This is a genomic window from Enterobacter sp. 4974935 (genome assembly GCF_058661735.1).
Genome location: NZ_JBZWGT010000003.1, coordinates 2,408,901 through 2,432,984 on the forward strand (window position 1 = coordinate 2,408,901; position 24,084 = coordinate 2,432,984).

At 55.0% G+C, this 24,084-nt stretch carries 27 protein-coding genes; 9 read left to right on the plus strand and 18 right to left on the minus strand.

What is annotated here, in order from left to right:
- Window positions 1-109 precede the first annotated feature (109 nt).
- Entirely contained in the window at window positions 110-1,705 is a 1,596-nt protein-coding gene (locus AC4OVS_RS12710) for an FAD-NAD(P)-binding protein (protein WP_491922473.1), read from the plus strand.
- A 28-nt stretch (window positions 1,706-1,733) separates the two neighbouring features.
- Here AC4OVS_RS12710 and AC4OVS_RS12715 read toward each other — a convergent pair whose 3' ends face one another.
- Window positions 1,734-2,369 (minus strand): carbonic anhydrase, encoded by a 636-nt coding sequence (locus tag AC4OVS_RS12715; protein ID WP_045309087.1) that lies wholly within the window; start codon window positions 2,367-2,369, stop codon window positions 1,734-1,736.
- Window positions 2,370-2,441: 72 nt separating this feature from the next.
- Window positions 2,442-3,224, minus strand: coding sequence for an MBL fold metallo-hydrolase (locus AC4OVS_RS12720; protein WP_048965526.1), 783 nt, complete (start codon window positions 3,222-3,224; stop codon window positions 2,442-2,444).
- A gap of 125 nt (window positions 3,225-3,349) precedes the next feature.
- Between AC4OVS_RS12720 and AC4OVS_RS12725 the strand changes: the two genes are divergently transcribed.
- Window positions 3,350-3,490, plus strand: a complete 141-nt coding sequence (locus AC4OVS_RS12725) for a hypothetical protein (RefSeq protein WP_003857665.1) — start codon at window positions 3,350-3,352, stop codon at window positions 3,488-3,490.
- 38 nt (window positions 3,491-3,528) lie between these two features.
- Here the strand turns inward: AC4OVS_RS12725 and AC4OVS_RS12730 are convergent, their stop codons facing one another.
- The 9 genes from AC4OVS_RS12730 to AC4OVS_RS12770 form a co-directional block, all read right to left on the minus strand.
- A complete protein-coding gene (locus AC4OVS_RS12730) occupies window positions 3,529-4,008 on the minus strand; it encodes a GlcG/HbpS family heme-binding protein (protein ID WP_126490255.1) in 480 nt (159 codons plus the stop codon).
- 89 nt (window positions 4,009-4,097) lie between these two features.
- The gene (locus tag AC4OVS_RS12735) at window positions 4,098-4,709 is read right to left on the minus strand and encodes a response regulator transcription factor (RefSeq protein WP_022647886.1); all 612 of its coding nucleotides are present in this window, start codon (window positions 4,707-4,709) and stop codon (window positions 4,098-4,100) included.
- Window positions 4,702-6,012: a sensor histidine kinase gene (locus AC4OVS_RS12740; protein WP_491922474.1), complete on the minus strand. Its 1,311-nt coding sequence runs from the start codon at window positions 6,010-6,012 to the stop codon at window positions 4,702-4,704. The genes AC4OVS_RS12735 and AC4OVS_RS12740 overlap by 8 nt, the downstream gene beginning before the upstream one ends.
- Before the next feature lie 92 nt (window positions 6,013-6,104).
- Window positions 6,105-7,511 carry a DUF1996 domain-containing protein gene (locus AC4OVS_RS12745; RefSeq protein ID WP_491922475.1) on the minus strand — a complete coding sequence of 469 codons (1,407 nt, stop codon included), beginning with the start codon at window positions 7,509-7,511 and terminating at the stop codon, window positions 6,105-6,107.
- Between the two features lie 144 nt (window positions 7,512-7,655).
- Window positions 7,656-7,823 carry a hypothetical protein gene (locus tag AC4OVS_RS12750; RefSeq protein ID WP_022647883.1) on the minus strand — a complete coding sequence of 56 codons (168 nt, stop codon included), beginning with the start codon at window positions 7,821-7,823 and terminating at the stop codon, window positions 7,656-7,658.
- A 118-nt stretch (window positions 7,824-7,941) separates the two neighbouring features.
- Window positions 7,942-8,151: a fumarate hydratase FumD gene (fumD, locus tag AC4OVS_RS12755; RefSeq protein ID WP_003857676.1), complete on the minus strand. Its 210-nt coding sequence runs from the start codon at window positions 8,149-8,151 to the stop codon at window positions 7,942-7,944.
- Window positions 8,152-8,259: 108 nt separating this feature from the next.
- Complete coding sequence (locus tag AC4OVS_RS12760; protein ID WP_155025349.1) at window positions 8,260-9,072, minus strand: MetQ/NlpA family ABC transporter substrate-binding protein; 813 nt, start codon at window positions 9,070-9,072, stop codon at window positions 8,260-8,262.
- 23 nt (window positions 9,073-9,095) lie between these two features.
- Complete coding sequence (locus AC4OVS_RS12765; RefSeq protein WP_017384621.1) at window positions 9,096-9,764, minus strand: methionine ABC transporter permease; 669 nt, start codon at window positions 9,762-9,764, stop codon at window positions 9,096-9,098.
- Entirely contained in the window at window positions 9,757-10,779 is a 1,023-nt protein-coding gene (locus AC4OVS_RS12770) for a methionine ABC transporter ATP-binding protein (RefSeq protein WP_023299939.1), read from the minus strand. The genes AC4OVS_RS12765 and AC4OVS_RS12770 overlap by 8 nt, the downstream gene beginning before the upstream one ends.
- 400 nt (window positions 10,780-11,179) lie before the next feature.
- Between AC4OVS_RS12770 and AC4OVS_RS12775 the strand changes: the two genes are divergently transcribed.
- The 5 genes from AC4OVS_RS12775 to lpp all read left to right on the plus strand — a co-directional run bounded on the left by AC4OVS_RS12775 (window position 11,180) and on the right by lpp (window position 16,056).
- Window positions 11,180-12,550 carry a pyridoxal-phosphate dependent enzyme gene (locus AC4OVS_RS12775; protein ID WP_491922476.1) on the plus strand — a complete coding sequence of 457 codons (1,371 nt, stop codon included), beginning with the start codon at window positions 11,180-11,182 and terminating at the stop codon, window positions 12,548-12,550.
- Between the two features lie 12 nt (window positions 12,551-12,562).
- Entirely contained in the window at window positions 12,563-13,708 is a 1,146-nt protein-coding gene (locus AC4OVS_RS12780) for a trans-sulfuration enzyme family protein (protein ID WP_058677994.1), read from the plus strand.
- A gap of 88 nt (window positions 13,709-13,796) precedes the next feature.
- Window positions 13,797-14,078, plus strand: coding sequence for a protein YnhH (gene ynhH, locus AC4OVS_RS12785; protein ID WP_418517247.1), 282 nt, complete (start codon window positions 13,797-13,799; stop codon window positions 14,076-14,078).
- A gap of 7 nt (window positions 14,079-14,085) precedes the next feature.
- Window positions 14,086-15,507, plus strand: a complete 1,422-nt coding sequence (gene pykF / locus AC4OVS_RS12790; RefSeq protein WP_015570703.1) for a pyruvate kinase PykF — start codon at window positions 14,086-14,088, stop codon at window positions 15,505-15,507.
- A 312-nt stretch (window positions 15,508-15,819) separates the two neighbouring features.
- Window positions 15,820-16,056, plus strand: a complete 237-nt coding sequence (gene lpp, locus AC4OVS_RS12795) for a murein lipoprotein Lpp (protein WP_001082307.1) — start codon at window positions 15,820-15,822, stop codon at window positions 16,054-16,056.
- Between the two features lie 60 nt (window positions 16,057-16,116).
- Here lpp and ldtE read toward each other — a convergent pair whose 3' ends face one another.
- The 7 genes from ldtE to sufA form a co-directional block, all read right to left on the minus strand.
- Complete coding sequence (ldtE, locus tag AC4OVS_RS12800) at window positions 16,117-17,130, minus strand: L,D-transpeptidase LdtE (protein ID WP_323634644.1); 1,014 nt, start codon at window positions 17,128-17,130, stop codon at window positions 16,117-16,119.
- Window positions 17,131-17,227: 97 nt separating this feature from the next.
- On the minus strand, window positions 17,228-17,644 hold the full coding sequence (sufE, locus tag AC4OVS_RS12805) for a cysteine desulfuration protein SufE (protein ID WP_108367680.1): 417 nt from the start codon (window positions 17,642-17,644) through the stop codon (window positions 17,228-17,230).
- Between the two features lie 14 nt (window positions 17,645-17,658).
- On the minus strand, window positions 17,659-18,879 hold the full coding sequence (gene sufS, locus AC4OVS_RS12810; protein ID WP_323634642.1) for a cysteine desulfurase SufS: 1,221 nt from the start codon (window positions 18,877-18,879) through the stop codon (window positions 17,659-17,661).
- Window positions 18,876-20,147, minus strand: coding sequence for a Fe-S cluster assembly protein SufD (gene sufD / locus AC4OVS_RS12815; protein ID WP_058647191.1), 1,272 nt, complete (start codon window positions 20,145-20,147; stop codon window positions 18,876-18,878). The genes sufS and sufD overlap by 4 nt, the downstream gene beginning before the upstream one ends.
- Window positions 20,122-20,868: a Fe-S cluster assembly ATPase SufC gene (gene sufC / locus AC4OVS_RS12820; protein WP_022647874.1), complete on the minus strand. Its 747-nt coding sequence runs from the start codon at window positions 20,866-20,868 to the stop codon at window positions 20,122-20,124. Before sufC ends, sufD begins: the two co-directional genes overlap by 26 nt.
- Window positions 20,869-20,877: 9 nt before the next feature.
- A complete protein-coding gene (gene sufB, locus AC4OVS_RS12825) occupies window positions 20,878-22,368 on the minus strand; it encodes a Fe-S cluster assembly protein SufB (protein WP_003857739.1) in 1,491 nt (496 codons plus the stop codon).
- Window positions 22,369-22,376: 8 nt separating this feature from the next.
- Window positions 22,377-22,745 (minus strand): Fe-S cluster assembly scaffold SufA, encoded by a 369-nt coding sequence (sufA, locus tag AC4OVS_RS12830; RefSeq protein ID WP_022647873.1) that lies wholly within the window; start codon window positions 22,743-22,745, stop codon window positions 22,377-22,379.
- Window positions 22,746-23,241: 496 nt separating this feature from the next.
- Here sufA and AC4OVS_RS12835 point away from each other — a divergent pair, with 496 nt between their 5' ends.
- Window positions 23,242-23,601 (plus strand): hypothetical protein, encoded by a 360-nt coding sequence (locus AC4OVS_RS12835; RefSeq protein WP_023305987.1) that lies wholly within the window; start codon window positions 23,242-23,244, stop codon window positions 23,599-23,601.
- 1 nt (window position 23,602) lies between these two features.
- Window positions 23,603-24,055 carry a DUF3828 domain-containing protein gene (locus tag AC4OVS_RS12840; RefSeq protein WP_250116551.1) on the plus strand — a complete coding sequence of 151 codons (453 nt, stop codon included), beginning with the start codon at window positions 23,603-23,605 and terminating at the stop codon, window positions 24,053-24,055.
- Window positions 24,056-24,084: the final 29 nt, after the last annotated feature.

Below are 24,084 nucleotides of genomic sequence, written 5' to 3' on the forward strand. Positions count from 1 at the left end.
ATGGTGCAAAAATCCTCTTCTGAACGTCTTAATTTTTCCCTTCATTGAATGACTTAACCTTTCTCCTGCTACGCTTGTTGTATGGTTCAGAAACGCAGGAACGCTTTCGATGAAAAAAATCGCCATTATCGGCTCAGGCCCAACAGGGATTTACACCTTTCACTCACTTCTTAACAACGCAGCACCGCTGTCGGTCACCGTGTTCGAAAAAGCAGACCAACCCGGCGTAGGGATGCCCTACAGCGACGAGGATAACTCCCGGCTGATGCTGGCGAATATCGCCAGTATCGAAATCCCGCCCATTTTTATTACCTACCTCGACTGGCTCAAACAGCAGAGTGAAGCCCATCTTGCCCGCTATAACGTCGACAAAGACAGACTGAATGACCGGCAGTTTCTGCCGCGTATTCTGCTGGGTGAATATTTCCACGACCGCTTTCTCGCCGTCGTTGCCGAGGCGAAAAAGGCTGGGTTTCATATCGAGGTTCATCCCAACGCAGAAGTCACTGATATTAAGGCTGATGCAGACGGCGTGGCCCTGTCAGTGAACGATGCCCCTTTCTCAAGGCGGTTTGATCTTGCAGTGGTCGCCACCGGTCACGTCTGGCCTGATGAAGATGAATCCACCCGCGACTATTTCCCAAGCCCATGGTCGGGGCTGATGGACGCGGATATCCGAGCCTGTGAGGTGGGGATTATGGGTACCTCCCTCAGCGGACTGGACGCTGCTATGGCGGTAGTAATGCAGCATGGTCGGTTTAGCGGGGAGCAGTTCGTTGTCAATAAAGGTAGTGAGGGGCTAAACATCACGCTGATGTCCCGCTCGGGCGTTCTTCCGGAGGCCGACTTTTACTGCCCTATCCCTTATGAACCGCTGTCGGTGTTAACGGAGTCTGTGGCAGAAAGCGAAATTGCCAAAGGCCCTGACGGGCTGCTTGACCGCATCTTTGCGCTGATGGTGAAAGAGCTTGAGCTGGCCGATCCGCGCTGGTGCCAGGCGATAGCGATCGGCACGCTGAATGCTGACACGCTTCGTGATGTCTGGTTTGAGGATCGTAAAAAGCATGGTCCTTTCACCTGGGCCGAAGCGAATCTGAAAGAAGTGGAGCGCAATAAGTGCGAGAAACGCACCGTTGCCTGGCGCTATACCGTGCTTCGTCTGCATGAAGTAGTTCAGGCCATTGTCCCTTCACTCAATGAACGTGACAGAGAACGGTTTAAATCCGGGCTGGAGCGTGTGTTTATTGATAACTATGCCGCCATTCCACCGCAGTCTATCCGCCGGTTACTGGCACTGCGCGAGGCAGGGATCATTAGCGTAGTCGCACTCGGTGATGATTACGACCTGGATATCGGCAGCGATCAGACCGTCATCACCACGGAAGAAAAGCGTTATCGCTTCGACGTCTTTATCGATGCCCGCGGGCAGAAACCGCTCAGAAATAAGGATATTCCCTTCCCGACGCTGCGCAAACAGCTTGAGGAAACGGGGGATGAGATACCGGACGTGGGGGAAGACTACACGTTGCTGTCACCTGCGTCTCTGCGCGGACGTATCGCTTTTGGGGCGATCCCCTGGCTGATGCACGATCATCCGTTTGTTCAGGGTTTGTCTGAGTGCGCTGAAATTGGTAAAGCGATGGCGAAAGCGGCGGGGAATCCTGCGTCGGGCGTGCGACGAAAATTACCTTTCGTGGAGTTTTAACAGGGCTTCCCTGCCCTGCGGTGTCGGATTACTCGAAGAAGACTTCCGGGTTTTCCGACAGCGATACGAAGGTTTTAGTGTTCTTGTCCAGGGCAAGGATTTTGCCGCTTTCGATGTCATATACCCAGCCGTGCAGGCGAATGGCGTTGTTGCGCAGGCCTACCGCCACCGACGGATGGGTCTTGATGTTGCTCAGCTGAGCAAAGACGTTCTCCTGCACCATCGCATTCACTTTATCGATTGGCTGATCCCAGGTTTTCTTCTCAACCACCGCTTTTGCCGCATCAGAATAGCGCAGCCAGTGGGAAACGGCTGGCATCGGCTCCAGATCGGCGTTGTCAGCAATCGCCTTCATCGCGCCGCAGTTGGAGTGGCCGCAAATAACAATATCGGTCACGCCAAGGGCCACTACCGCGTATTCGATGGTTGCAGAGACACCGCCAGGCTCCGGCCCGAACGGTGGCACAATGTTGCCCGCGTTTCGAATGACAAAGAGCTGTCCTGGCTCCTGCTGCGTGACCAGTTCCGGAACCAGACGGCTGTCGGAGCAGGAGATAAACAGCGCTTTGGGATTCTGACTGGACGCTAAACTACGAAAAAGCTCTTTACGTTGCGGGAAAATCTCTTTTTGAAAGCTGAGAAAACCTTCAATGATATGTTGCATAGCCATTTCTCTTTTATCTGTTTTAGTTTAGGTATGATCGCGATCACACTCGTAAAATTTAACCACCGTGCCTTAGCGGAGACAAGCAATATATTTCTGGCCCGACCGCTGCACAATCTCATCTGCGTTCGCCGGGATGTTTTGCCCTTCAAAGGCCCCGTACAGTCGCTGGTACGTTTTCCCGGTCAGTCGACCGATCACCGCCTCAACGGTGCGGGCAGGCAGCGGCAGCATATTCGGATAACTCCACATAAACGACACGGCGTCCTTACCAGGCGTAACCTGCAAAATATCACCGGCCAGCAGCACGCCGTCGCCTGACTGCCAGTGCAGCACCGTGCCGCCTGCAAAATGCCCGCCCAGACGCAGCAGCGTCACCGACGGCATAATCTCCAGGGCGTCCTCCTCCCAGAAGCGTATCGCCGGACTGTCACGCATCACCCACTGCCGATCGCTGGCGTGCAGATAGATCGGCGCGTTAAACGCGGCGGCCCACTCCTGCATGGTGGTGTAGTAATGCGGGTGCGAAATCGCGATCGCGCTGATGCCCCCGAGCGCGTCAACTAACGCTCTGGTCGCCGGATCGAGGTTAGCGATGCAGTCCCACAGAACATTGCCCTGCGGCGTACTCAGCAGAAGCGCCCGCTGGTTGATGGCAAAAGCGGGAACGGTTTTGATGCTGAACAGCTGTGGCTCCAGCTGTTGCCATTTGTTGGTGTGCGTGGTCGTAAGGCTGTCGAAGTCCGTCCATGCCTGGCCCGTCACCGGGACATACTGGCGCTCATCGTCGCAAATCGGGCAGTTTTTGGGCTGTTCATCGTAAGCGGTACCGCAGGTTTTACAGAGTGTAATCATCGGCTTTCCTCAGCAATAAAGCACTGAGTATGGCAGGGATTATCCATATGTGCTGAGGGGTGCCTGGCCCGCTTTTTTTGACTTATACTGTGCCAGTATCAAAAACTGAATAACGCAGGTGGCACATGGAAATTGATCTCGATAACTTAGTCTTTAACGGGCTGGATGAAGCAGAAGAGCGCAACGCGGAACGTCTCGACGATGCGGATAAAAAAGCCCAGGCGATTGTCGCCGATGACGACTGCGGCGATGCCTGCAAGATCTGAATACAGAGCACCGGCCATGCCGGTGCTTTTTTTATGAATTACTGTCCGGCCCCGTTAATGGCCGCCTGGGCACAGGCTTCATCAAGATGACCGCCCGGCGCACCGCCGATGCCAATCGCCCCAATCACCTCATCGCCCTCTTTTACCGGTAAACCACCCGCCAGCAGCAGGAAGCCGGGAACATCACGCATATTCTGCGCGCCCGCGTTAGTCTGTGCAGCTTCCATTACCTTGCTTGACGCGTTTTTCGTACTCAGCGCGGTATATGCCTTCATTTCGCTGGCTTTTACCGTATGTGGACCAGCGTTATCCGTGCGCTGCACCGCCTTAACTACCCCTGCGCGGTCAACCACGGTCACCGTAACCTGATAGTTCTTTGCCATACAGGCCTTAACAGCAGACGTTGCCAGCGCGTTAGCCTGTGCCAGAGAGAGGCTTTTCTGATTCAGCGCATCCGCCCGTGCAGCCAGGCTTACGCTACCTGCAACCAGTGCTGCCACCATCAATACTTTTTTCATTGCACTTCCTCGAGTGTTGGGAGACAACCCGAGATTACTGAAGCGCGCGTTTACGCGTAATTCGGTTGATTACGCACTTCACCTGGTAGTTATACGGATTGCAATTTGTCATAATCCCGGCTCGCCTGAACCAGGCTGCTGACGCCAAGCTTGGCAAACGCCGCCGCGCGGTGCGCTTCCACGGTCCTCGGGGAGAGGTTAAGACGCGCAGCCGCCTCTTTATTGCTGCATCCTTCCATCAGCACGGTCAACACCTCGTGCTCCCGCGCGGTTAGCTGTTCGAATCGCGCTTTAATCCGCGAGATATCCTGCCAGGCGGCAGATCGCCGCAGGCTCTCTTCGAAAGCCATGCCAACCGTTTCGATAAGCCTGTCGGCATCCAGGGGTTTGGTGAAGAACTCAAACACGCCGTTGCGAAACGCGCGACGGCAGGCGTCGACCGTTCCGTGCCCGGTCATGATAACGACTGGCAGCAGCGGCCAGGGCCATTCACCCTCTTCCAGCCAGGCAAGCCCGCTCTTGCCCGGCATGCGCATATCCAGAAGCAGACAGCCGACAAGCGCCGTTTCGCCGCCGTGCGCCAGCGTAAAGGCATCGACGCTCTCGAATGCCTTAACCTGCCAGCCCATTCCGGAGAGTAAAAACGTCAATGATTCCCTGATGGACTCATCGTCATCAATGAGCCAGACCACCTTATCCATGCTTTGTCTCCTTACCTTCTGCGAGCTGCAACCGGATCTGCGCCCCACCCTGCGGGGCGTTGCCCAGGGCAATCGAGCCGGTCATGCGGGTTATTAGCGTTTCGGTTAACGTCATCCCCAGCCCCGTTCCGCCGGGTCGTCCGCTAAAGAAGGGCATAAAAGCGTTTTGCAGGGCCTCCGGGCTAAATCCCGGCCCGCCGTCAGTAAGCGTGACCAGAATGCCCTTCTCGTTTTTCTGGCTGTCGATTCGCACCCAGCCGTGCGTGCTCTCCTGCTGAGCCTGAATCGCATTGCTGAGCAGGTTGTGCAGTATCTGCTCCAGCCAGAGCCTGTCTGCCAGCACGGTCGTGGCGTCCGCTGCAAACGCGTGGATGACCGCGATACGGTTCGATTTGCGCTCGTGCTCCAGCAGGCTCTCAACCTGCTGCCAGCACTGCACCAGATCGGTTTCGCGCAGAGTCACCTTCTCCTGTACCACATGCTCGCGAAAGCGCGTCAGCAGGGCGCTGATGCGTTGCGTTTGCAGCAGCGCGGCCGCAAGCGCCTGCGGCACGGCCTGCGGATTAGCCTCGAGCTGTCGCTGCGCCCCCTGGATCCAGGTTTGCACGGCGGTAAGAGGCTGGTTAATTTCATGGACAATGCCCGCGGTGATCTCCCCCAGCGTGTTAAGCCTGGCATGCTGATAATAGCGGGCGCGCTGCTCGGCCTGCTGCCGCTGTTTGCGCTGCCAGAGCACGCTTCCCACGCCCGCAATCGCTACCCCCCACGTCAGAAAGAGCAGCAGGTAATGCAGCTGGGAAACGCTGAACCAGTCAGGCTCTGCCTCGGCTGTAAGAACGAAGGGCTGGGTATGCTGCGGGAAAGCGCGCTGCCAGCGCCAGAAAGCGCCGGAGGATGGCGGACCATCGCCGTTCGTGACGTTAAGATGCAACTGCGCAAAGCTATGGCGCGCGGGAATCAGCGCGCTTAGGTCGACCAGCACGCGTATCTGCCGCCAGGGATTGTATAACCAGTACTGCACCCCGCGAAACGGCTCCACACGCGGGGCGTCCAGCGCACGCCCCGCGGTTTTTTCCAGGGCCAGGACAGAAGGAAACTTTTTGCGTAACGCGGTAATATCTTCATCGCCGCTCAGAAGCGGAAGCACCGATTCGTTTTGCGTCAGCACCGCGCCGATCGCCGAATAGCGTGCCGTAAACTCGCGATCGCGCTCCCAGTACTGGCGACGTATCTGTTCCGCATAAAGCAGCATACCGCTTATCAGGCAGACCGCCACCCATGCAGCGATGCTGCGCTTTATCATCTTATTTAAGCTCATAGCGTTAACGGGCGCAGTCATTCAGGCTGTCGACATTACCAGCTAACGCTGTTGAGAACAAAAAAACGCGGGCGTTATCAGATCTCCGGCGTTTTGCTAAACCCGGTCAGCATCAGGATCAGGCTTTGTTGAGATGACCCCGTCTCAAACTGATAGTGGTTTCCCTGACGATCGCCGCCGATATACCACGAAATTTCGGTTTTCCCTTCTGCCAGCGCCTTGCGCACCGCTTTATCCATGTCCACCATCCGGTATTCGCGGGAGTGGTTCAGGTAAAGCACCGCATCCGAGCGATAGTTGCAGCGCGGCCGTGAATGCCAGCTCACGGTGGCCGGATCCCAGTCGTTGCTCGCCGGATAGAAGAAGATTTGATCCGCGCCGTTGGTTTCCACTTTCCCGCCATAAATTCTCACGCGGTATTTAAACTGGGCAGGATCCTGTCCGGCAGGCAGCGGAGGGATGTTGAACTTCACCAGCGACAATGTTTCGCTGTTTTTCGTCCTTCCGCCGTTCTTCCAGTTGTCCTGCACCAGTAAGACCTGGGGATCGGGCTGTGAAAGTGCGGGTTCCATGCTGCTGAGCCAGACGTTGGCCTTCGCTTTTGAATAACCATACGGCACGGTGGTGCCGCAATCCATTCCGCGGTTCATGCACAGGTCGGTCATAAAGCGCGCGGCATCTTCCGTCCAGCCGTTCATGAAGTCAGCATGCGCCGTATACAGGCTCCCCCATCGCTCTTCACGTTCACTGCCATGCATGGTGGGGTCGAGGGAAAGCTGGACTTTACTGGTATCCAGAGAGCTAATTGTCGGAAGCACGTACGCAATATTCATGTTCACCGTCGGGATCTTCACCGGGAAGGTGGACGGACACTGTCCTTTCGTATCGTAGGTGGCGTTAGCCAGGCCGTGGGCGGGCTTCAGGTTGGCCCCGTCCCAGCAGTTCGGGAACTGAATGCCGATATTAAACTGCACGGTATCCTTCGCCTTGCGTAAACCGCAGACTTCACCCGTTCTGGTGGTGTAGCCCTTGCCGTTGGCGCATAAAAAGGTGATATGTGGATTTGGCGCGGTGCCGTGATGATCGCCCGCCAGCAGCGACAGCCCCGCCGGGAACGGGTGCAGTGGCCAGGCGTCAACGTTCGATGCCTGATAATAGGTTTTTTGATAGGCGGGTTTGACCACCGTTCCGTCCGGTAATTTTAGCGACGGAGCCCAGTAGGCCGAGCTGTCTGCTTTGTTATCGCAGGTGGTCTTTTCCTGGGTACGCAGCGATTCACGGCTGGAGTAAGCATCCGTTTGCACGTTACCAAAAAAATCGTGCAGCATGGCCTCGTTGGGCATGCCGTACATCATAATGGCATCATCGCCGAGGGTATGGGAATAACTGCATACAACATGCGCCTGTGGACCAGCGTGTGCCGCCTGCATGGCAAGCAATAGCACGGTGGCAGAAAGCGCGGGGGTTAATACTGTCCGTTTCATTATCATCTCCATCTGAGAAAGGAGATAGTGGTAACAAAACGGCTATCGTTTACCGAGGATTAGCCAGGGCATTTTTCCCTTCATTCTCACTTTACACGCATCACGCACAGCTCATTCCAGTACATTTCGCGCGTCCGGCGAAGTTCAGCGTGACGTTTTAACATAGAACCACTCCGGGTCGATGTTGGCTACGTCCACGCCATAGAGGCTGGCGACAGGCAGTATTGACTCAAGAACACGTTGCGCGCTGTTCTCCGCATTCGCTGGTCGGGGCGCAAAAAACCGCCGTAACGTGCTTATCCATTTTTTCATCGTCATTACCCTTCTCGCTTAACCTGGACTCAGTTAAACACGCCTTCATCATGAAGAGGAAATAACAATAATGACTGTTGATATGCGGGATCTGAAAAACTCGCGAGACGCTGTCGTCCTAACCGGCCAGCGCTTTAACCACCGTTTCCATCGCTTTGGTGGTCAACTCACTGCGCTTAACGCGCTGGTTCGCCAGCGCGGTACGCAGTACCCCGGCAATCACGATATGCTTGGGCTCCTGCCCTAAGTCACGCATCTCCAGAACGACCTTGCCTACCACCCGACACATCTCCTGGTACAGCGCTTCGTCTTTGGTCACATTGCCCATTGCCATCACTCCGTTGCCCTAAACCGTCAGCTTAAATCATTCGTCGGCTGGATACAAAAAAGAAGCCCGGCGTGTTGTTCGCCGGGCTTCGTCTGGAAAATCAGGCGATTAGTTGTTTACCGGGATGACCGCGCCTTTGTATTTGGTGCGGATCCAGTCCTGAATCTCTTTGGAGTGCAGCACGTTCACCAGCGCGACGATATCCTTCTTCTTCTCATCAACGCGATGAACGGTAATGATGTTGGCGTACGGGTTATTCTCACCGCTTTCAACCGCAATTGGATCGTGGACCGGATCCAGACCAGCATCAATTGCGTAGTTGGCGTTGATCACCACCGCAGCACCTTCGTCGTTGTTGTACATCTGCGGCAGCAGAGATGCCTCGACGTTAGGGGTGAATTGCAGCTTCTTCGGGTTCTCCACAATATCGCTGATGCGCGCGGTCACTTTATCGATGCCTGGCTTCAGCTTGATCACGCCCTCTTTTTCGAAGATGGAGAGAATACGCCCTTCCTCGGAAACCGCATCACGCATGATGATTTTGCCGCCTTCCGGCAGATCCTTCAGCGATTTGTATTTTTTTGAATAGATACCGATCGGCTCAATGTGGATTGCGCCTGCACTGACAAAATCATAATCCTTATCGCCCGCATGATCTTTAAGCACGCTGTTCAGGTAAGGGATGTGCTGGAAATAGTTGGCATCAATGTCATGCCCTGCCAGCGCCGTGTTTGGCAGAATGTAGTCCTGGAACGGTTTAATCTCCAGATCGATCCCCTGCTTCGCCAGAATCGGCTTAGCCTGCTCCAGAATTTCCGCGTGCGGGGTGTTGGACGCCCCCACGGTGAGCGTGTCCGCCCAGGAGGCAAAGCTCAGGGCGCTCAGGGTGGCTGCGGCGATCAGTGTCAGTGTCTTTTTCATGATGTGGTTCCTGTGTGTATTTATTAGCGTTTATCTAACAGTGAAGTAATGGCATCGCCGCAGAACTGGATAATGAACACGATGATCAGAATGGTCACCGTTGCCACCAGCGTGACGTCACCATGGTTGCGCTGGAATCCTTCCAGATAAGCCAGATTTCCCAAACCGCCGGCACCTATCACCCCCGCCATTGCGCTGTAGCTCACCAGCGCAATCAGCGTCACCGTCATACCTGAAACCAGTGCGGGTGAAGATTCCGGCAGTAAAACCCGAAACACTAACGTGCTCAGCCGTGCGCCCATCGAACGCGTGGCTTCAATTACCCCTTTATCCACTTCCCGCAGGGCAATCTCGACCAGACGGGCGTAGAACGGCGCGGCGCCCACAATCAGGGCGGGCAGCGCAGCGTTAGCGCCGAGAATGGTCCCCACAACGGTCTTGGTGAACGGGATCAGCAGAACAATGAGAATGATGAACGGAATCGAGCGGAACACGTTCACCACAATCGACATCACGCTGTAGACCGTGCGGTTGTGGAATAACCCGCCGCGGGCGGTTAAAAACAGCGCCAGACCGAGCGCGATCCCCAGAACAAACGTCGCCACGCCGGAAAGCGCGGTCATGTAGAGCGTCTCCTGGGTTGCAGCCCAAAGCTGATCCCACTTCAGGTGCGGAAAGAGTTCTTCAGCCATGCTTGATTACCTCGCCTTCAATATCGCTTTGCTTCAGGTCGGCGAGGATATTGTTCAGTTGTTCATCCGATGCCACCACGTGCACCCAGAGCTGCCCGAAAACACCGTGGGCGGTTTGCGTCATTTTGCCGTGCAGGATGTTAAACGGCAGGCCGTAGCGCAGGGTCAGTTCACCGACGATCGGCCTGTGCGTGCTGTGCCCGGTGAAGGTGAGCTTGATGACCGCGCCCTCCAGCTCATTTGCCAGTTCGGTATTGAAGGTCTCTTCCTCCGCGTACTGGCTCACCTGGCGGACAAACTGCCGGGTGATCGGCTGCTGAGGATGCGTAAACACGCTGAGTACCTCCCCCTCTTCCACCACCTTGCCGTTCTCCATTACCGCCACGCGGTCACAGATTTTGCGCACCACGTGCATCTCATGCGTAATGAGTACGATGGTCAGGTTAAAACGACGGTTAATGTCCAGGAGCAGATCGAGGATCTGATCGGTGGTCTGCGGATCCAGCGCCGAGGTGGCTTCGTCACACAGCAGTACGTCCGGATGATTGGCCAGCGCGCGGGCAATGCCCACACGCTGTTTTTGCCCGCCGCTTAGCTGCGACGGGTAGGCATTCTCGCGTCCCTTCAGGCCGACCAGCTCCACCAGCTCGGCAACGCGAGCCTGAATTTGCGCTTTTGGCACACCGGCAATTTGCATTGAAAAGGCGATGTTTTCCTTCACCGTGCGCGACCAGAGCAGATTAAAGTGCTGGAACACCATGCTGATTTTCAGGCGTGCCTGACGCAGCGCTTCTCCCTTCGCGGCGGAGATATCCTGACCGTTAATAGTGACGCTGCCGGCGCTGGGCTTTTCCAGACCGTTCAGCAGACGGATAAGCGTACTTTTCCCGGCCCCGCTGTAACCAATGATCCCGTAAATCTGTCCCTGCTCTATCGTCAAATTGACGTTATCAACGGCTGTCAGCGCCAGCTTCCCGTTGTCAAAAACCTTCGAAATATTACTGAGTACGATCATTCTTATTCGTTATCCGTTACGCATATAGCGGTTTAGCAGTATGGATGTCCAAAAGATAGTAAACAGCCGTTATCAGCTTTTAAATGACCAAAAAAGAATTTCTTATAATGCGGCGGAATAAGCAGCGAACTGGCGGGTGAAAAGCATTTAGATGAATATCTGCAATAATTATCTGCCTTTTGCATATCAGGTCTCATTCATCCAACGAAATTGGTTAATTTTGCAGCACTATGTACTGATATAGCCATCCTCACATCCGGACAACTTTACGTCTTGCTGTCTTTCCACCCAAAAAACATAAGGATTATTCCTTTCTGTTCTAAAACCCAGTGAAACGTTCTTTATTGAGAAAATTTCGTGGTCCTATCATCCGGTCATCACCTCTTCACAGGACATGACCATGACGCTTTACCACTCCGTCACCGAACTAATTGGCCATACGCCACTCATCCAGCTGCACAAGCTGGATACCGGCCCCTGCTCGCTGTTTCTGAAGCTGGAAAATCAGAATCCAGGCGGCTCGATTAAAGACCGCGTCGCGCTGTCGATGATTAACGAGGCCGAGCGTATGGGGCAGCTACGGCCTGGCGGCACCATTATTGAAGCCACGGCGGGGAACACCGGCCTGGGGCTGGCGTTGATTGCGGCGCAGAAGGGCTACTCGCTGATTCTGGTGGTGCCGGACAAAATGAGCCGCGAGAAGATTTTCCACCTGCGGGCGTTAGGGGCGCAGGTCGTGCTGACCCGCTCGGATGTGAATAAAGGGCATCCGGCCTACTACCAGGATTATGCCCGGCGGCTGGCGAATGAACTGCCAGGCGCGTTTTATATCGACCTGTTCAATAACGCAGCCAATCCGCTGGCGCACCGCACCACTACCGCACCGGAACTGTTTGAACAGCTTGACGGCCAGATCGATGCCATCGTCGTCGGCGTAGGGTCCGGCGGTACGCTGGGGGGCTTACAGGCGTGGTTTGCAGAACATTCGCCGCAGACGGAATTTGTGCTTGCCGATCCGGCCGGGTCGGTGCTGGCGGACCAGGTTGAGACCGGACGCCATCACGATGCCGGATCGTGGCTGGTTGAGGGGATTGGCGAAGACTTTATCCCTCCGCTGGCGCACATCGAAGGTGTTAACCGCGCCTGGCGCATTACCGATCGCGAGGCGTTCACCACCGCCCGCGATCTGCTAAAAACGGAAGGGATCCTGGCAGGCTCCTCCACCGGCACGCTGCTGGCGGCGGCGCTGAAATATTGCCAGGCGCAGACTACGCCAAAACGTGTGGTCACCTTCGCCTGCGACAGCGGCAATAAATACCTCTCGAAGATGTTCAACGACGACTGGATGCGCCAGCAGGGGTTGATTTCGCGTCCGCAGGCAGGCGATCTCTCGGACTATATTGCCCTGCGCCACGATGAAGGCGCGACGGTGACTGCCGCCCCGGACGACACGCTTTCCACCGTGCTGGCCCGCATGCGCCTGTACGACATCTCCCAGCTGCCGGTGCTCGATAACAACAAGGTCGTCGGCATCATCGACGAGTGGGACCTGCTGCGGCACATCGGGGGAGATGCCGATCGCTTCTCTCTCCCCGTGACGGCGGCCATGACGCGTCAGGTCGAATATCTGGATAAGCAGGCCCCGGAGAGCGCCCTGTACACCATCTTTGACCGTGGCCTGGTGGCGATTATTTATGACGAAGACCGCTTTCTGGGTCTGATCACACGCAGTGACGTACTCACCACCTGGCGTAACCGCCTGACGAAATAAAAGGAGCAAAAGATGAAAAACCTGGCCACCCTCAGCGTTCACAGCGGTGAGTATCACGACACGCACGGCGCCGTGATGCCGCCAATTTACGCCACGTCGACGTTTGCGCAACCGGCACCGGGTGAACATACCGGCTACGAATACTCCCGGAGCGGCAACCCAACCCGCCATGCGCTGGAGACCGCCATCGCCGAACTGGAAGGGGGCACACGCGGGTACGCCTTCGCGTCAGGGCTGGCGGCCATTTCCACCGTGCTCGAACTGCTGGATAAAGACAGCCATATCGTTGCCATTGACGACGTGTATGGCGGTACGTATCGCCTGATCGAAAACGTGCGCAAGCGCAGCACCGGGCTACAGGTGAGCTGGGTTAAGCCGGACGATGTAGCCGGACTTGAGGCCGCCATTCGCCCGGACACCCGCATGATCTGGGTGGAAACGCCGACGAACCCGCTGCTGAAACTGGCCGACCTGGAGGCCATCGCAGACATTGCCCGGCGCCATAATGCGATCAGCGTGGCGGATAATACCTTCGCCTCCCCGGTCATTCACCGGCCGCTGGAGGCGGGGTTCGACATTGTGGTTCACTCCGCCACCAAATATCTCAACGGTCATTCAGACGTGGTTGCCGGGCTGGCTGTTGTCGGGGCAAATAAGGATCTCGCGGAGCGTCTGGGCTATCTGCAAAACGCGGTTGGCGGCGTTCTGGATCCGTTCAGCAGCTTCCTGACGCTACGGGGGATTCGCACCCTCTCCCTGCGCGTTGAGAAGCACAGTGCCAACGCGCTGGCGATTGCGCAATGGCTGGAGCAGCATCCGCAGATAGAGAGCGTGCTCTATCCCGGGCTGGAGTCACACCCCCAGTATGCGCTTGCCCGCAGACAAATGGCGCTGCCGGGCGGCATGATCTCCGTTGTGATTAAAGGCGATGCGCAACGCGCGACAGAGGTGATTCGTCATCTTACGCTCTTTACCCTGGCGGAAAGCCTGGGCGGGGTGGAGAGTCTGGTGAGCCAGCCCTACAGCATGACCCACGCCTCCATTCCACTGGCGCAGCGTCTTGCAAACGGCATTGTGCCGCAGCTGATACGCCTGTCGGTGGGGATTGAGGATGCGAAGGATCTGATCGCCGACCTTCAACAGGCGCTGGAAAAGTGAGCAAAAAACGGCGGGCGTTGCGCCTGCCGTCATAAGATGACATTAGGCCTTAACGCCTTGATAACAAACTTATGTGAATCTGCACAGAATGTTTTTGAAACGCTGTTTCCATTTTCCTTTTTACTGTGAATCAGCGTATAATGCGCGCCAAATCCCTGGTGAATGGTTTCAGCGCTTGGAATACAAAAAACAACGTACAACTTCTCCTCTCCTTCGTTGGGCTGGCACTCAGGCACACTTTCTTCTGCACGCTCATTTGATGTCACCTATTCTTAGTGCGTGTCATATACTCTTTCGCAACACAGGTTTGACTCCGCGGCGGTGCGCCCCCGGAGCGAGATTTCCATATCCTTCCCAACTTAAAGACTAAGACTGTCATGAAAAAGACGAAAATTGTTTGTACTATCGGCCCGAAAACCGAATCCGAAGAGATGCTGAGCAAAATGCTGGATGCCGGCATGAACGTGATGCGTCTGAACTTCTCCCACGGCGACTATGCTGAACACGGTCAGCGTATTCAGAACTTGCGCAACGTGATGAGCAAGACCGGGAAAAAAGCGGCAATCCTGCTCGACACCAAAGGTCCTGAAATCCGCACCATCAAACTGGAAGGCGGTAACGACGTTTCCCTGAAAGCGGGCCAGACCTTCACCTTCACCACCGACAAATCCGTTGTAGGTAATAACGAAATCGTTGCCGTGACCTACGAAGGCTTCACCAGCGATCTGTCCGTTGGCAACACCGTGCTGGTAGATGACGGCCTGATCGGCATGGAAGTGACCGCGATTGAAGGTAACAAGGTTATCTGTAAAGTGCTGAACAACGGCGATCTGGGCGAAAACAAAGGCGTTAACCTGCCGGGTGTGTCCATTGCTCTGCCAGCGCTGGCTGAAAAAGACAAACAAGACCTGATCTTCGGCTGCGAACAAGGTGTGGACTTCGTTGCGGCGTCCTTCATCCGTAAACGTTCTGACGTGGTTGAGATCCGTGAGCACCTGAAAGCGCACGGTGGTGAGAACATCCAGATCATCTCCAAGATCGAAAACCAGGAAGGCCTGAACAACTTCGACGAAATCCTTGAAGCGTCCGACGGTATCATGGTTGCGCGTGGTGACCTGGGCGTTGAAATCCCGGTTGAAGAAGTGATCTTCGCGCAGAAGATGATGATCGAGAAATGCGTTCGCGCGCGTAAAGTGGTTATCACCGCAACGCAGATGCTGGACTCCATGATCAAAAACCCACGCCCTACCCGCGCTGAAGCCGGCGACGTGGCGAACGCCATCCTCGACGGTACCGATGCCGTTATGCTGTCTGGCGAATCTGCAAAAGGGAAATACCCTCTGGAAGCGGTCGGCATCATGGCGACCATCTGTGAGCGTACCGACCGCGTGATGAAAAGCCGTCTGGATTACAACAACGACAGCCGTAAACTGCGCATCACCGAAGCCGTGTGCCGTGGTGCGGTAGAAACCGCCGAGAAACTGGAAGCCCCACTGATTGTCGTGGCGACCCAGGGCGGTAAATCTGCGCGTGCCGTGCGTAAATACTTCCCGGATGCGACCATTCTGGCGCTGACCACCAACGAAACCACCGCGCGTCAGCTGGTGCTGAGCAAAGGCGTGATCCCACACCTGGTGAAAGAGATTGCCTCTACCGATGATTTCTATCGTCTGGGTAAAGAAGTGGCTCTGGAACTGGTTGATTGTGGCCTGGCTCAGAAAGGCGACGTGGTGGTTATGGTTTCTGGTGCACTGGTACCAAGCGGTACAACCAACACTGCATCTGTCCACGTACTGTAATATTTCACGAACAAATTATTGTTTTGTTAAAAAGCGTCCTTCGGGGCGCTTTTTTTATTCCCGCCATTAACCAGAACTATTCAAAAAGCAAATCGGGTTTTTCTATTTAATCGCGATTTATCTAAGATGAATCCGATGAAAAATGCCTTTTTTAACATAGCTTTTTCGTCAAAATTGCCGATTTCGTTGCTTCTTTGAGCGAACGATCAAAAATAGGCGTAATCCCATCAAAAAAATATTCTCAACCCAAAAAACTTTGTGTAATACTTGTAACGCTACATGGAGATTAACTCAATCTAGAGGGTATTAATAATGAATCGTACTAAACTGGTACTGGGCGCGGTAATCCTGGGTTCTACTCTGCTGGCAGGTTGCTCCAGCAACGCTAAAATCGATCAGCTGTCTTCTGACGTTCAGACTCTGAACGCTAAAGTTGACCAGCTGAGCAACGACGTGAACGCAATGCGTTCCGACGTTCAGGCTGCTAAAGACGACGCAGCTCGCGCTAACCAGCGTCTGGACAACCAGGCTACTAAATACCGTAAGTAATAGTACCTGTTAATAAAATGGCGCACATTGTGCGCCATTTTTTTTGCCTTCGTCAAACCTCTACTGAAGCGCTTTCTCTCCCTCGCCTTCCGTCACCGCCGCTGAGACACGACTGTTCTGAACCGACAGGACAGAATTGCTGGCTGACGAACCATTGCCTGCTGAAACGGCAACCGGGATCCCGGCTCTGCGCGCCAGAGCTTTGTCGATTAGCGTTTTATCGCTACCTGATTCCGCTGCGAAGGCGGTAAACGCCGCTGAGTGCGTGAACGGCACCGTCTGTGGGTTTTCGCCCTCAGCCTGCGCCAGCGGCCTGTGCACCTCGATATAACGTTTGCCGTCCGGCTCGACGGAGAACTTCACCGGCTCATTGATAATCTGCACCCGCGTGCCGACGCGCACTTGTTCAAACAACGCTTTGATATCCGGCGCGTTCATTCGCATACAGCCCGAGCTGACCCGTAGCCCTACGCTGTCCGGCGCGCTGGTGCCATGAATAAGATATTCCCCATTCCCGATGCCCAGACGCAGCGCAAAGCGCCCCAGCGGGTTATTTGGCCCTGCGGGTACCACAGGCGGCAGTTTTATGCCCTGCGCCAGTGAGCGCGCTCTGATGCCCGCTGTGGGGGTCCAGGTAGGGTTAGGGATTTTCTGACTCACACGGGTGGTGCTGACCGGTGTTTCCAGCCCAAGCTGACCAATACCCAGCGGATAGACCTGCACGATATTTTCGCCAGGCGGATAGAAGTAAAGACGCAGCTCCGCCAGATTCACCACAATGCCCTCACGCTCGGTGTCCGGGAGCAGCATCTGGGAAGGAATGGTAATGACCGTTCCTGGCGCAGGGTTTACCGGTGCAATGGTATTATTGGTTTCAAGGATAAGCTGTGCGGCGGTATTAAACCGACGAGCGATAGCCTGGAGCTTATTGTCGCCTTCCTGAATGGTGTATGTCTGATTTTGCCCAATCAGGCGGCTGCCTGCGGGCGGTAAAGGATAATCAACCGCCCTGGCTGAATTAACAGTACTGAGCGAACCAAGGAGTAATAGAGTTATTAGAGACGCGCGCTTCATGCTGAGATTCCTTATTCACTGACCAAACGTCAGAAAGCTGAAAAACCAGCGAGGTGGAAACCACCCCGCGAAACAGAATGAATGCTGTTCTGTCAGTTTAGCTAAGGATTGTGGCTTTGGCGCGTATGGCGCGGATCATCGCTTCCAGTCCCTGGGAGCGGGACGGGGTGAGGTGTTGGGTTAAGGCCATTTTTTCAAACCACGAGCGAACGTCAAAGGCGACAATATCCTGCGCCGACATCTGGTGATAAAGAATAAATACGACGGCAATAAGCCCCTTCACAATGGCGGCATCGCTGTCACCCTGTAAATCGATTACGCCATCATCCGTCTGCTGCATCTGGATCCAGACCTGGCTCTGGCAGCCCTGAATGATGTTGTCCCGGTTATGCGCCTCTTCGCTGAGCGGCGGCAGGCGCTGACCTAGCTCGATAATATAAAGGTATTTCTCTTCCCAGTTTGCGCAACGCCCAAAGTTACGCAGCAATTTATCTCTGTCCGGCAAATCTGCCATCTCTCGCCTCTCCGTTAGCCAAGCAGTTGGTGAATACGTTTTAGTCCCGCCACTAGTCTGTCGACCTCTTCCGTTGTGTTGTACATCACCAGCGATGCGCGGCACATGGCCGGTACCTGATAATACGCCATCAGTGGCATCGCGCAGTGATGCCCGGTACGTACGGCGACGCCGTAATTATCCAGGAAACTGCCCACATCATAAGCGTGATGCTCGCCGAGGTTGAAGGCTATCACACCCAGACGGTCAGCAGGGCCATATAAGGTCAGATCCGGGACGCCGGCAAGCTCCTCCAAGGCATATTGCATCAGCAGCTGTTCGTACTCCTGAATCGCCACCAGCCCCGTTTCAGATACGTAGCTAATGGCCGCGCCCAGCCCGATGATCCCGCCCGTGTTTGGCGTGCCCGCCTCGAAGCGCCAGGGCGCCCGGGCGTAGGTTGTGCCTTCCGTCAGGCTGACGGTGGCAATCATTGACCCGCCCCCTTCCCACGGCGGCATGGCCTGGAGAATATCCTCCTTCACATACAACACGCCGATGCCCGTCGGACCATACAGCTTGTGCCCGGAGAAGACGTAGAAATCGCAGTCCAGGGCCTGAACGTCAACCGCATGGTGCATCACCGCCTGGGCACCATCAATCAACACTTTCGCACCGGCCTGATGGGCTTTGTCGACGATCAGCGCCACCGGATTTTCCGTCCCCAGCACGTTTGAAACGTGGGTCACCGCTACCAGCCGCGTTCTGTCGTCAAGCAGGGCGTCCAGCTGTTCAAGCTGAAGCGTACCGTCTTCGTTTAGCGGGATCACCCGCAGTTGCGCCCCCATACGCTCACAGAGCATCTGCCAGGGCACGATGTTAGCGTGGTGCTCCATCTGGGTGATGATGATGTTATCCCCCGCGTGCACCTGCGCATTGCCCCAGCTGTTAGCCACCAGGTTGATCCCTTCGGTGGTGCCACGCACGAACACCAGCTCTTCCGGCGAACGCGCGTTGAGAAACGCCGCAACCTGCGTGCGCACGTTTTCCATACGCTGGGTCGCCTCGGCGCTCAGGGTGTGGATCCCGCGATGGACCGCCGCATAACCGTGGCGGTAAAACTCGGCTTCCGCATCCACCACCTGATTCGGTTTTTGCGCGCTGGCCGCACTGTCGAGATAGGCCAGCGGCAGACCGTTCACTTCACGGGTCAGTACCGGAAAATCTGCCCGGACTTTCTCTACGGGAAATGTCATGCTTCGCCTCCAGGCAGCCGCTGACCGATACGGGCCAGCACCTGCTGTTTAAGTCCGCCATCGGGCAGCGCTTCCGTCAGCTCAGCCGCAAAGGCGTAAATAATCATCTTTTGCGCGGCCTGCTGGTCTATCCCGCGAGAGCGCAGGTAGAACATCTGCTCATCGTCAATACGCCCGACCGTTGCGCCGTGGCTGCATTTCACGTCGTCCGCATAAATTTCCAGCTGTGGTTTGGTGTCCACCTCTGCCAGACGTCCCAGCAAAAGGTTGTTGTTGGTCATCTGCCCGTCAGTTTTGATGGCGTGCTGCGCCACATTGATCAGGCCGTTAAACACCGCACGTCCTTTGTCGCTGACGATGGTTTTGTGCAGCTGACGGCTGTTGCAGTAGCCTTTGTTATGCTCAAGCCAGGTGCGCGTGTCGCATACTTCTGACTTCACCGGCATTGCCAGGCTGTTAATACGCAGCGTAGTGTTCTCACCGTTCAGCTGGGTGCTGGTATTGTGGCGCAGCACCGCGCCGCCAAGCAGGAAGCTGTGGCTGTACGCCGCGGCATCCTGGCCCAGCAGAATATCGTTGTGGGCGAAGTGGTGGCTGAGCGGATTCTCAAACGCCAGCTTGATATGGTGCAGCTGGGCGTTGGCCGCCACGTTCATCGTCAGACGCGAGCCGGTAAAATGGCGGGTGTCGTTCAGACTAACGTAATGCTCAATTACCGTCGCTTCTGCCCCTTCTGCCAGCTCGAGATGGTGGCGATAGTGGGCGGTGTTGATCTCGTCGCCCTCAACACCCTGGGTGATATGCATCAGCAGCAGCGGTTTCGCCGGGCGCTGGTTACGCTTAACGTGAATATGGGTGACAGACTGAGACAGGCTCTCTGTGAGGTGCAGAAAGACGTCAGGCTGGACCGGAGCACTCAACGACTGGCGCTCGTCGTTAATGGCGATATCGAACCCGCTCTCCTGTACGCTGTCGCTGAGTTCCTCACGAAACTGCCCGTCTACAAACACCAGACGCACGGCATCCACGCTCAGCGCCAGCACATCGCGCTGACCGGGGCTAACCTGCGCCAGACGGGTGACAAACTCGCCGTTCAGCAGGCCGTCCAGCGGGGTATATTTCCAGTTCTCATGCTTACGCGTCGGTAAACCGAGACGCAGCATCTGCTGGAGATGGTGCTGAGCCTGTTCAGAGCGCGCTCCACCCTGGGCTTCAAACAGTCGGTGCCACTGCTGGAGTGCATTACTGCTGTTCGGTAAGCCAGCCATAACCCTGCTCCTCCAGTTGTTTAACCAGCGTAAAGTCACCGGATTTCACAATGCGCCCCTGATAAAGCACGTGGACATAGTCCGGTTTGATGTAGTCCAGAATACGCTGGTAGTGAGTCACGATAATAAATGAGCGGTTACCGTCACGCAGAGAGTTTACGCCGTCGGCAACGATCTTCAGGGCATCAATATCCAGCCCTGAATCGGTTTCATCGAGAATGCACAGCTCCGGCTCAAGAACCGCCATTTGCAGAATATCGTTACGTTTTTTCTCACCGCCAGAAAAACCCACGTTCACCGAGCGGGTGAGCAGATCTTCGGGCATTTTCAGCAGCTTGATTTTCTCTTCCATCAGATCCTGGAAGTCAAAGCGATCCAGCGCCTCAAGCCCGCGATACTTGCGCACCGCGTTCAGCGCGGTTTGCAGGAAGAACTGGTTGCTGACGCCCGGGATTTCCACCGGATACTGGAAGGCCATAAAGATGCCCTCACCGGCACGCTCTTCAGGCGACATCTCCAGCAGATCCTTGCCGTTAAACTCAACGGAGCCGCTGGTGACCTCATAATCTTCGCGTCCTGCCAGCGTCGCTGAAAGCGTACTTTTCCCGGAGCCGTTTGGCCCCATGATGGCGTGAACTTCACCCGGTTTGACGTCAAAATTGAGCCCACGCAGGATCTCTTTCTCTTCCACGCTAACCTGTAAATCTTTAATGCTTAACATGTGCTTTCCTTAACCGACGCTGTGTTCAAGACTAATGGCGAGGAGTTTCTGGGCTTCAACGGCAAATTCCAGCGGCAGTTCAGAGAACACGTCCTTACAGAAGCCGTTAACAATCATTGAAATCGCATCTTCTTCACTGATCCCGCGTTGCAGGCAGTAGAACAGCTGATCTTCACCGATACGTGACGTAGTCGCCTCATGCTCGAGCTGGGCGCTGTTATTGCGGCATTCGACATAGGGGAAGGTATGCGCCCCGCAGTCAGCGCCAATCAGCATGGAGTCGCACTGGGTAAAGTTACGTGCGTTGGTGGCTGTCGGCATGATTTTCACCAGCCCGCGATAGCTGTTCTGGCTGTGACCGGCAGAGATCCCTTTTGAGATGATGGTCGATTTGGTGTTTTTACCGATGTGGATCATCTTGGTGCCGGTATCGGCCTGCTGATGACCGCTGGTCAGTGCCACGGAGTAAAACTCACCGATGGAGTTGTCGCCGCGCAGAATACAGCTCGGGTATTTCCAGGTAATGGCGGAGCCGGTTTCTGACTGCGTCCAGGACATCTTACTGTTTTCACCTTCGCACAGCGCACGCTTGGTGACGAAGTTCAGAATACCACCGGTGTTGCCATCGCCCGGGAACCAGTTCTGTACCGTAGAGTATTTCACTTCCGCGTCTTTATGGATGATCACCTCTACCACCGCCGCGTGCAGCTGGTAGCTGTCGCGCACCGGCGCCGAACAGCCTTCGATATAGCTGACGTAGCTGCCTTCATCGGCCACCAGGATGGTGCGTTCAAACTGGCCGGTTTTTTCCGCGTTGATGCGGAAATAGGTCGAGAGCTCCATCGGGCAGCGCACACCTTTAGGCACGTAGATAAAGGTGCCGTCTGACGCCACCGCCGCATTCAGTGCCGCGAAGAAGTTATCGTTACTGGGTACCACGGTGCCAATGTATTTTTTCACCAGCTCCGGGTGATCGTGAATGGCTTCCCCAAAGGAGCAGAAAATTATCCCCTGCTCCGCCAGCTTTTCACGGTAGGTGGTTGCCACCGAGACGGAGTCAAAAATGGCGTCCACCGCCACCTCTTTACCTTCGCGCACGGGCACGCCGAGCTGATTGAAGGCCTCTTCCACCTCTTTACTCAGGAAGCTGTTCTCGGCACCGGTTTGCTGTACCGCGCCGGGCTGCGAGGCACAGGTATCATCGCAGCTGCCGCATGAGGGCGCGGAGTAGTAGCTGTAATCCTGATAGTTCAGCTTATCGTAATGCGCTTTCAGCCAGTGGGGTTCTTCCATCTCCAGCCACGCGCGGAATGCGCTCAGGCGAAACTCCAGCATCCACTCCGGCTCGTTACGTTTCGCCGAAATGGCGCGCACGACCTCTTCGTTGATGCCTTTCGCCAGCTCATCGGTTTGCAGCTGCGTGAAGAAACCCTCTTTATAGTTGAGGTGTCCGCCGCTCCAGGTGTTTACATCACTCGTTGCTTCAGTATTACGAGACATAGTACCGCCTATACCCCAAAGCTTTCGCCGCAGCCGCATTCGTTCTGGGCTTTCGGGTTATGAAATTTGAATAACTGGTTTAAACCTTCCCGAACGTAGTCGACTTCGGTTCCATCAATAAACGGCATAGCCTGTAGCGCGACGTATAACTTTGCACCGTCGGTTTCAAAGACCAGATCGTCCTTTTTGGGTTCGGTTACGGTATCCAGCACGTAGCCAAATCCTGCGCAGCCCGTCTGCTTAACGCCTAAGCGTACGCCGAGGATGTCGGGATTTTTTGCCACCAGCTCATGAATATGCGCCGCCGCCGCGGGCGTCAGCGTTAAGCCACGCCAGGCAAAATCGGCCGGATTGAAGGTTTCTGAATGCAGTTCCATAGGTCCACCTCATCTGATAAGCCACCAGGGCATAACACCATGTTAGTGATAACGATTATCACTTCAACCCCCTGCGAGCAGGGGCTTTGGGCTAAACCGCCCTTTTTGGCTACTTTCATTAAGCATAGACCCTGTGACGGGATGCGGATGGGTGGGTTAGTTTTGTTCAATGCATTGATAAATAATGCATTTCATAAGAAAGGCGGTAAGGTGGCGGGCAATAATAAAAATTGTATTGAAAATACCTATTTTTGAGATAGCTAAAGTACGCCCAGGCATCATATACATTTTTTACGTATGCCTCCCCCTTAAGCCAGGTTCTTTTTAATTCTTTTTTGCTTTACCTGGGCGCGCATAAAGACGTTTGATGGATAAGTTAACCATTATTTATCAGTCTGATAGTGGTTAAATTCCGATCATGATTAATTACATAAACTCGTCCCTTTTCGGCGTAATGTTTCCCTTGTTAACCATTTATTCAGTAAGGGATTAAATTATGTGGAGTGCCCATAAAGCCGCAGTTCATGCTCGCCAGCATGCAGGTCAGTATAGCCAGAAAAGATGTGCAGAATTTGTTTCAAAATCCATTCGCGCCGGCGGTGCTAATCTACAGAACACACATTATGCTAAGGATATGAAAAGCAATTTAATTCTGGCGGGCTTCCACCAGGTTTACGGTGAGCCTGTTGAGGGCGATGTGGCGGTGATCCAGCCCACAGCGCACCACCCCTATGGCCACGCTTGCATCTATGGTGGGAACGGCGTCTGGTACTCTGATTTTGTTCAGCGAACAATGTATCCGGGAAAAGAATACCGGGAAGTAAAGCCAGCATATGCAATTTACAGGCATGACTGACATGAAAAAAATAATTCTGGCGTTCCTGCTTCTGCCCACTCTCGCATCCGCTGCACAGGAGTTACCCGCTGAGGTATCCGCTGCCCTTCAGTTTAATAAGTGGTACATCTCGCAAATTATTACCGGGAAAGAGCCCCTGAAAAACTATGAAGCGCTCAGGCCATATGTGACCCGCGAAACCATCAGCAAACTCAAAGCCATGGATAAGCTGGATCCAGATGAATATGACGTGCCTGACGTCGATATGTTCATCAAGGCTCAGGGATATGAAGATGACTGGGACATCGTCAGTGCGCGGGCGCTGGATTACGATGCCGCCTGTATGCAGGTTTATATCTCATTCGGCAAAAAGCGGGATCACACCGTGATTGACTGCATGCTCAAGGAAGATGGCGTGTGGAAAGTTGAATCCGTGGCCAGTATGAATATTTCAGACAACCTGATGATGGAATAAACCGACGATATGACAGGGGTACTGATGCT

Coding starts and splice junctions, on each gene's coding strand:
- AC4OVS_RS12710 (WP_491922473.1), top strand. CDS start 110: ATGAAAAAAATCGCCATTATCGGCTCAGGCCCAACAGGGATTTACACC.
- AC4OVS_RS12715 (WP_045309087.1), bottom strand. CDS start 2,369: ATGCAACATATCATTGAAGGTTTTCTCAGCTTTCAAAAAGAGATTTTC.
- AC4OVS_RS12720 (WP_048965526.1), bottom strand. CDS start 3,224: ATGATTACACTCTGTAAAACCTGCGGTACCGCTTACGATGAACAGCCC.
- AC4OVS_RS12725 (WP_003857665.1), top strand. CDS start 3,350: ATGGAAATTGATCTCGATAACTTAGTCTTTAACGGGCTGGATGAAGCA.
- AC4OVS_RS12730 (WP_126490255.1), bottom strand. CDS start 4,008: ATGAAAAAAGTATTGATGGTGGCAGCACTGGTTGCAGGTAGCGTAAGC.
- AC4OVS_RS12735 (WP_022647886.1), bottom strand. CDS start 4,709: ATGGATAAGGTGGTCTGGCTCATTGATGACGATGAGTCCATCAGGGAA.
- AC4OVS_RS12740 (WP_491922474.1), bottom strand. CDS start 6,012: ATGATAAAGCGCAGCATCGCTGCATGGGTGGCGGTCTGCCTGATAAGC.
- AC4OVS_RS12745 (WP_491922475.1), bottom strand. CDS start 7,511: ATGAAACGGACAGTATTAACCCCCGCGCTTTCTGCCACCGTGCTATTG.
- AC4OVS_RS12750 (WP_022647883.1), bottom strand. CDS start 7,823: ATGAAAAAATGGATAAGCACGTTACGGCGGTTTTTTGCGCCCCGACCA.
- fumD (WP_003857676.1), bottom strand. CDS start 8,151: ATGGGCAATGTGACCAAAGACGAAGCGCTGTACCAGGAGATGTGTCGG.
- AC4OVS_RS12760 (WP_155025349.1), bottom strand. CDS start 9,072: ATGAAAAAGACACTGACACTGATCGCCGCAGCCACCCTGAGCGCCCTG.
- AC4OVS_RS12765 (WP_017384621.1), bottom strand. CDS start 9,764: ATGGCTGAAGAACTCTTTCCGCACCTGAAGTGGGATCAGCTTTGGGCT.
- AC4OVS_RS12770 (WP_023299939.1), bottom strand. CDS start 10,779: ATGATCGTACTCAGTAATATTTCGAAGGTTTTTGACAACGGGAAGCTG.
- AC4OVS_RS12775 (WP_491922476.1), top strand. CDS start 11,180: ATGACGCTTTACCACTCCGTCACCGAACTAATTGGCCATACGCCACTC.
- AC4OVS_RS12780 (WP_058677994.1), top strand. CDS start 12,563: ATGAAAAACCTGGCCACCCTCAGCGTTCACAGCGGTGAGTATCACGAC.
- ynhH (WP_418517247.1), top strand. CDS start 13,797: ATGTTTTTGAAACGCTGTTTCCATTTTCCTTTTTACTGTGAATCAGCG.
- pykF (WP_015570703.1), top strand. CDS start 14,086: ATGAAAAAGACGAAAATTGTTTGTACTATCGGCCCGAAAACCGAATCC.
- lpp (WP_001082307.1), top strand. CDS start 15,820: ATGAATCGTACTAAACTGGTACTGGGCGCGGTAATCCTGGGTTCTACT.
- ldtE (WP_323634644.1), bottom strand. CDS start 17,130: ATGAAGCGCGCGTCTCTAATAACTCTATTACTCCTTGGTTCGCTCAGT.
- sufE (WP_108367680.1), bottom strand. CDS start 17,644: ATGGCAGATTTGCCGGACAGAGATAAATTGCTGCGTAACTTTGGGCGT.
- sufS (WP_323634642.1), bottom strand. CDS start 18,879: ATGACATTTCCCGTAGAGAAAGTCCGGGCAGATTTTCCGGTACTGACC.
- sufD (WP_058647191.1), bottom strand. CDS start 20,147: ATGGCTGGCTTACCGAACAGCAGTAATGCACTCCAGCAGTGGCACCGA.
- sufC (WP_022647874.1), bottom strand. CDS start 20,868: ATGTTAAGCATTAAAGATTTACAGGTTAGCGTGGAAGAGAAAGAGATC.
- sufB (WP_003857739.1), bottom strand. CDS start 22,368: ATGTCTCGTAATACTGAAGCAACGAGTGATGTAAACACCTGGAGCGGC.
- sufA (WP_022647873.1), bottom strand. CDS start 22,745: ATGGAACTGCATTCAGAAACCTTCAATCCGGCCGATTTTGCCTGGCGT.
- AC4OVS_RS12835 (WP_023305987.1), top strand. CDS start 23,242: ATGTGGAGTGCCCATAAAGCCGCAGTTCATGCTCGCCAGCATGCAGGT.
- AC4OVS_RS12840 (WP_250116551.1), top strand. CDS start 23,603: ATGAAAAAAATAATTCTGGCGTTCCTGCTTCTGCCCACTCTCGCATCC.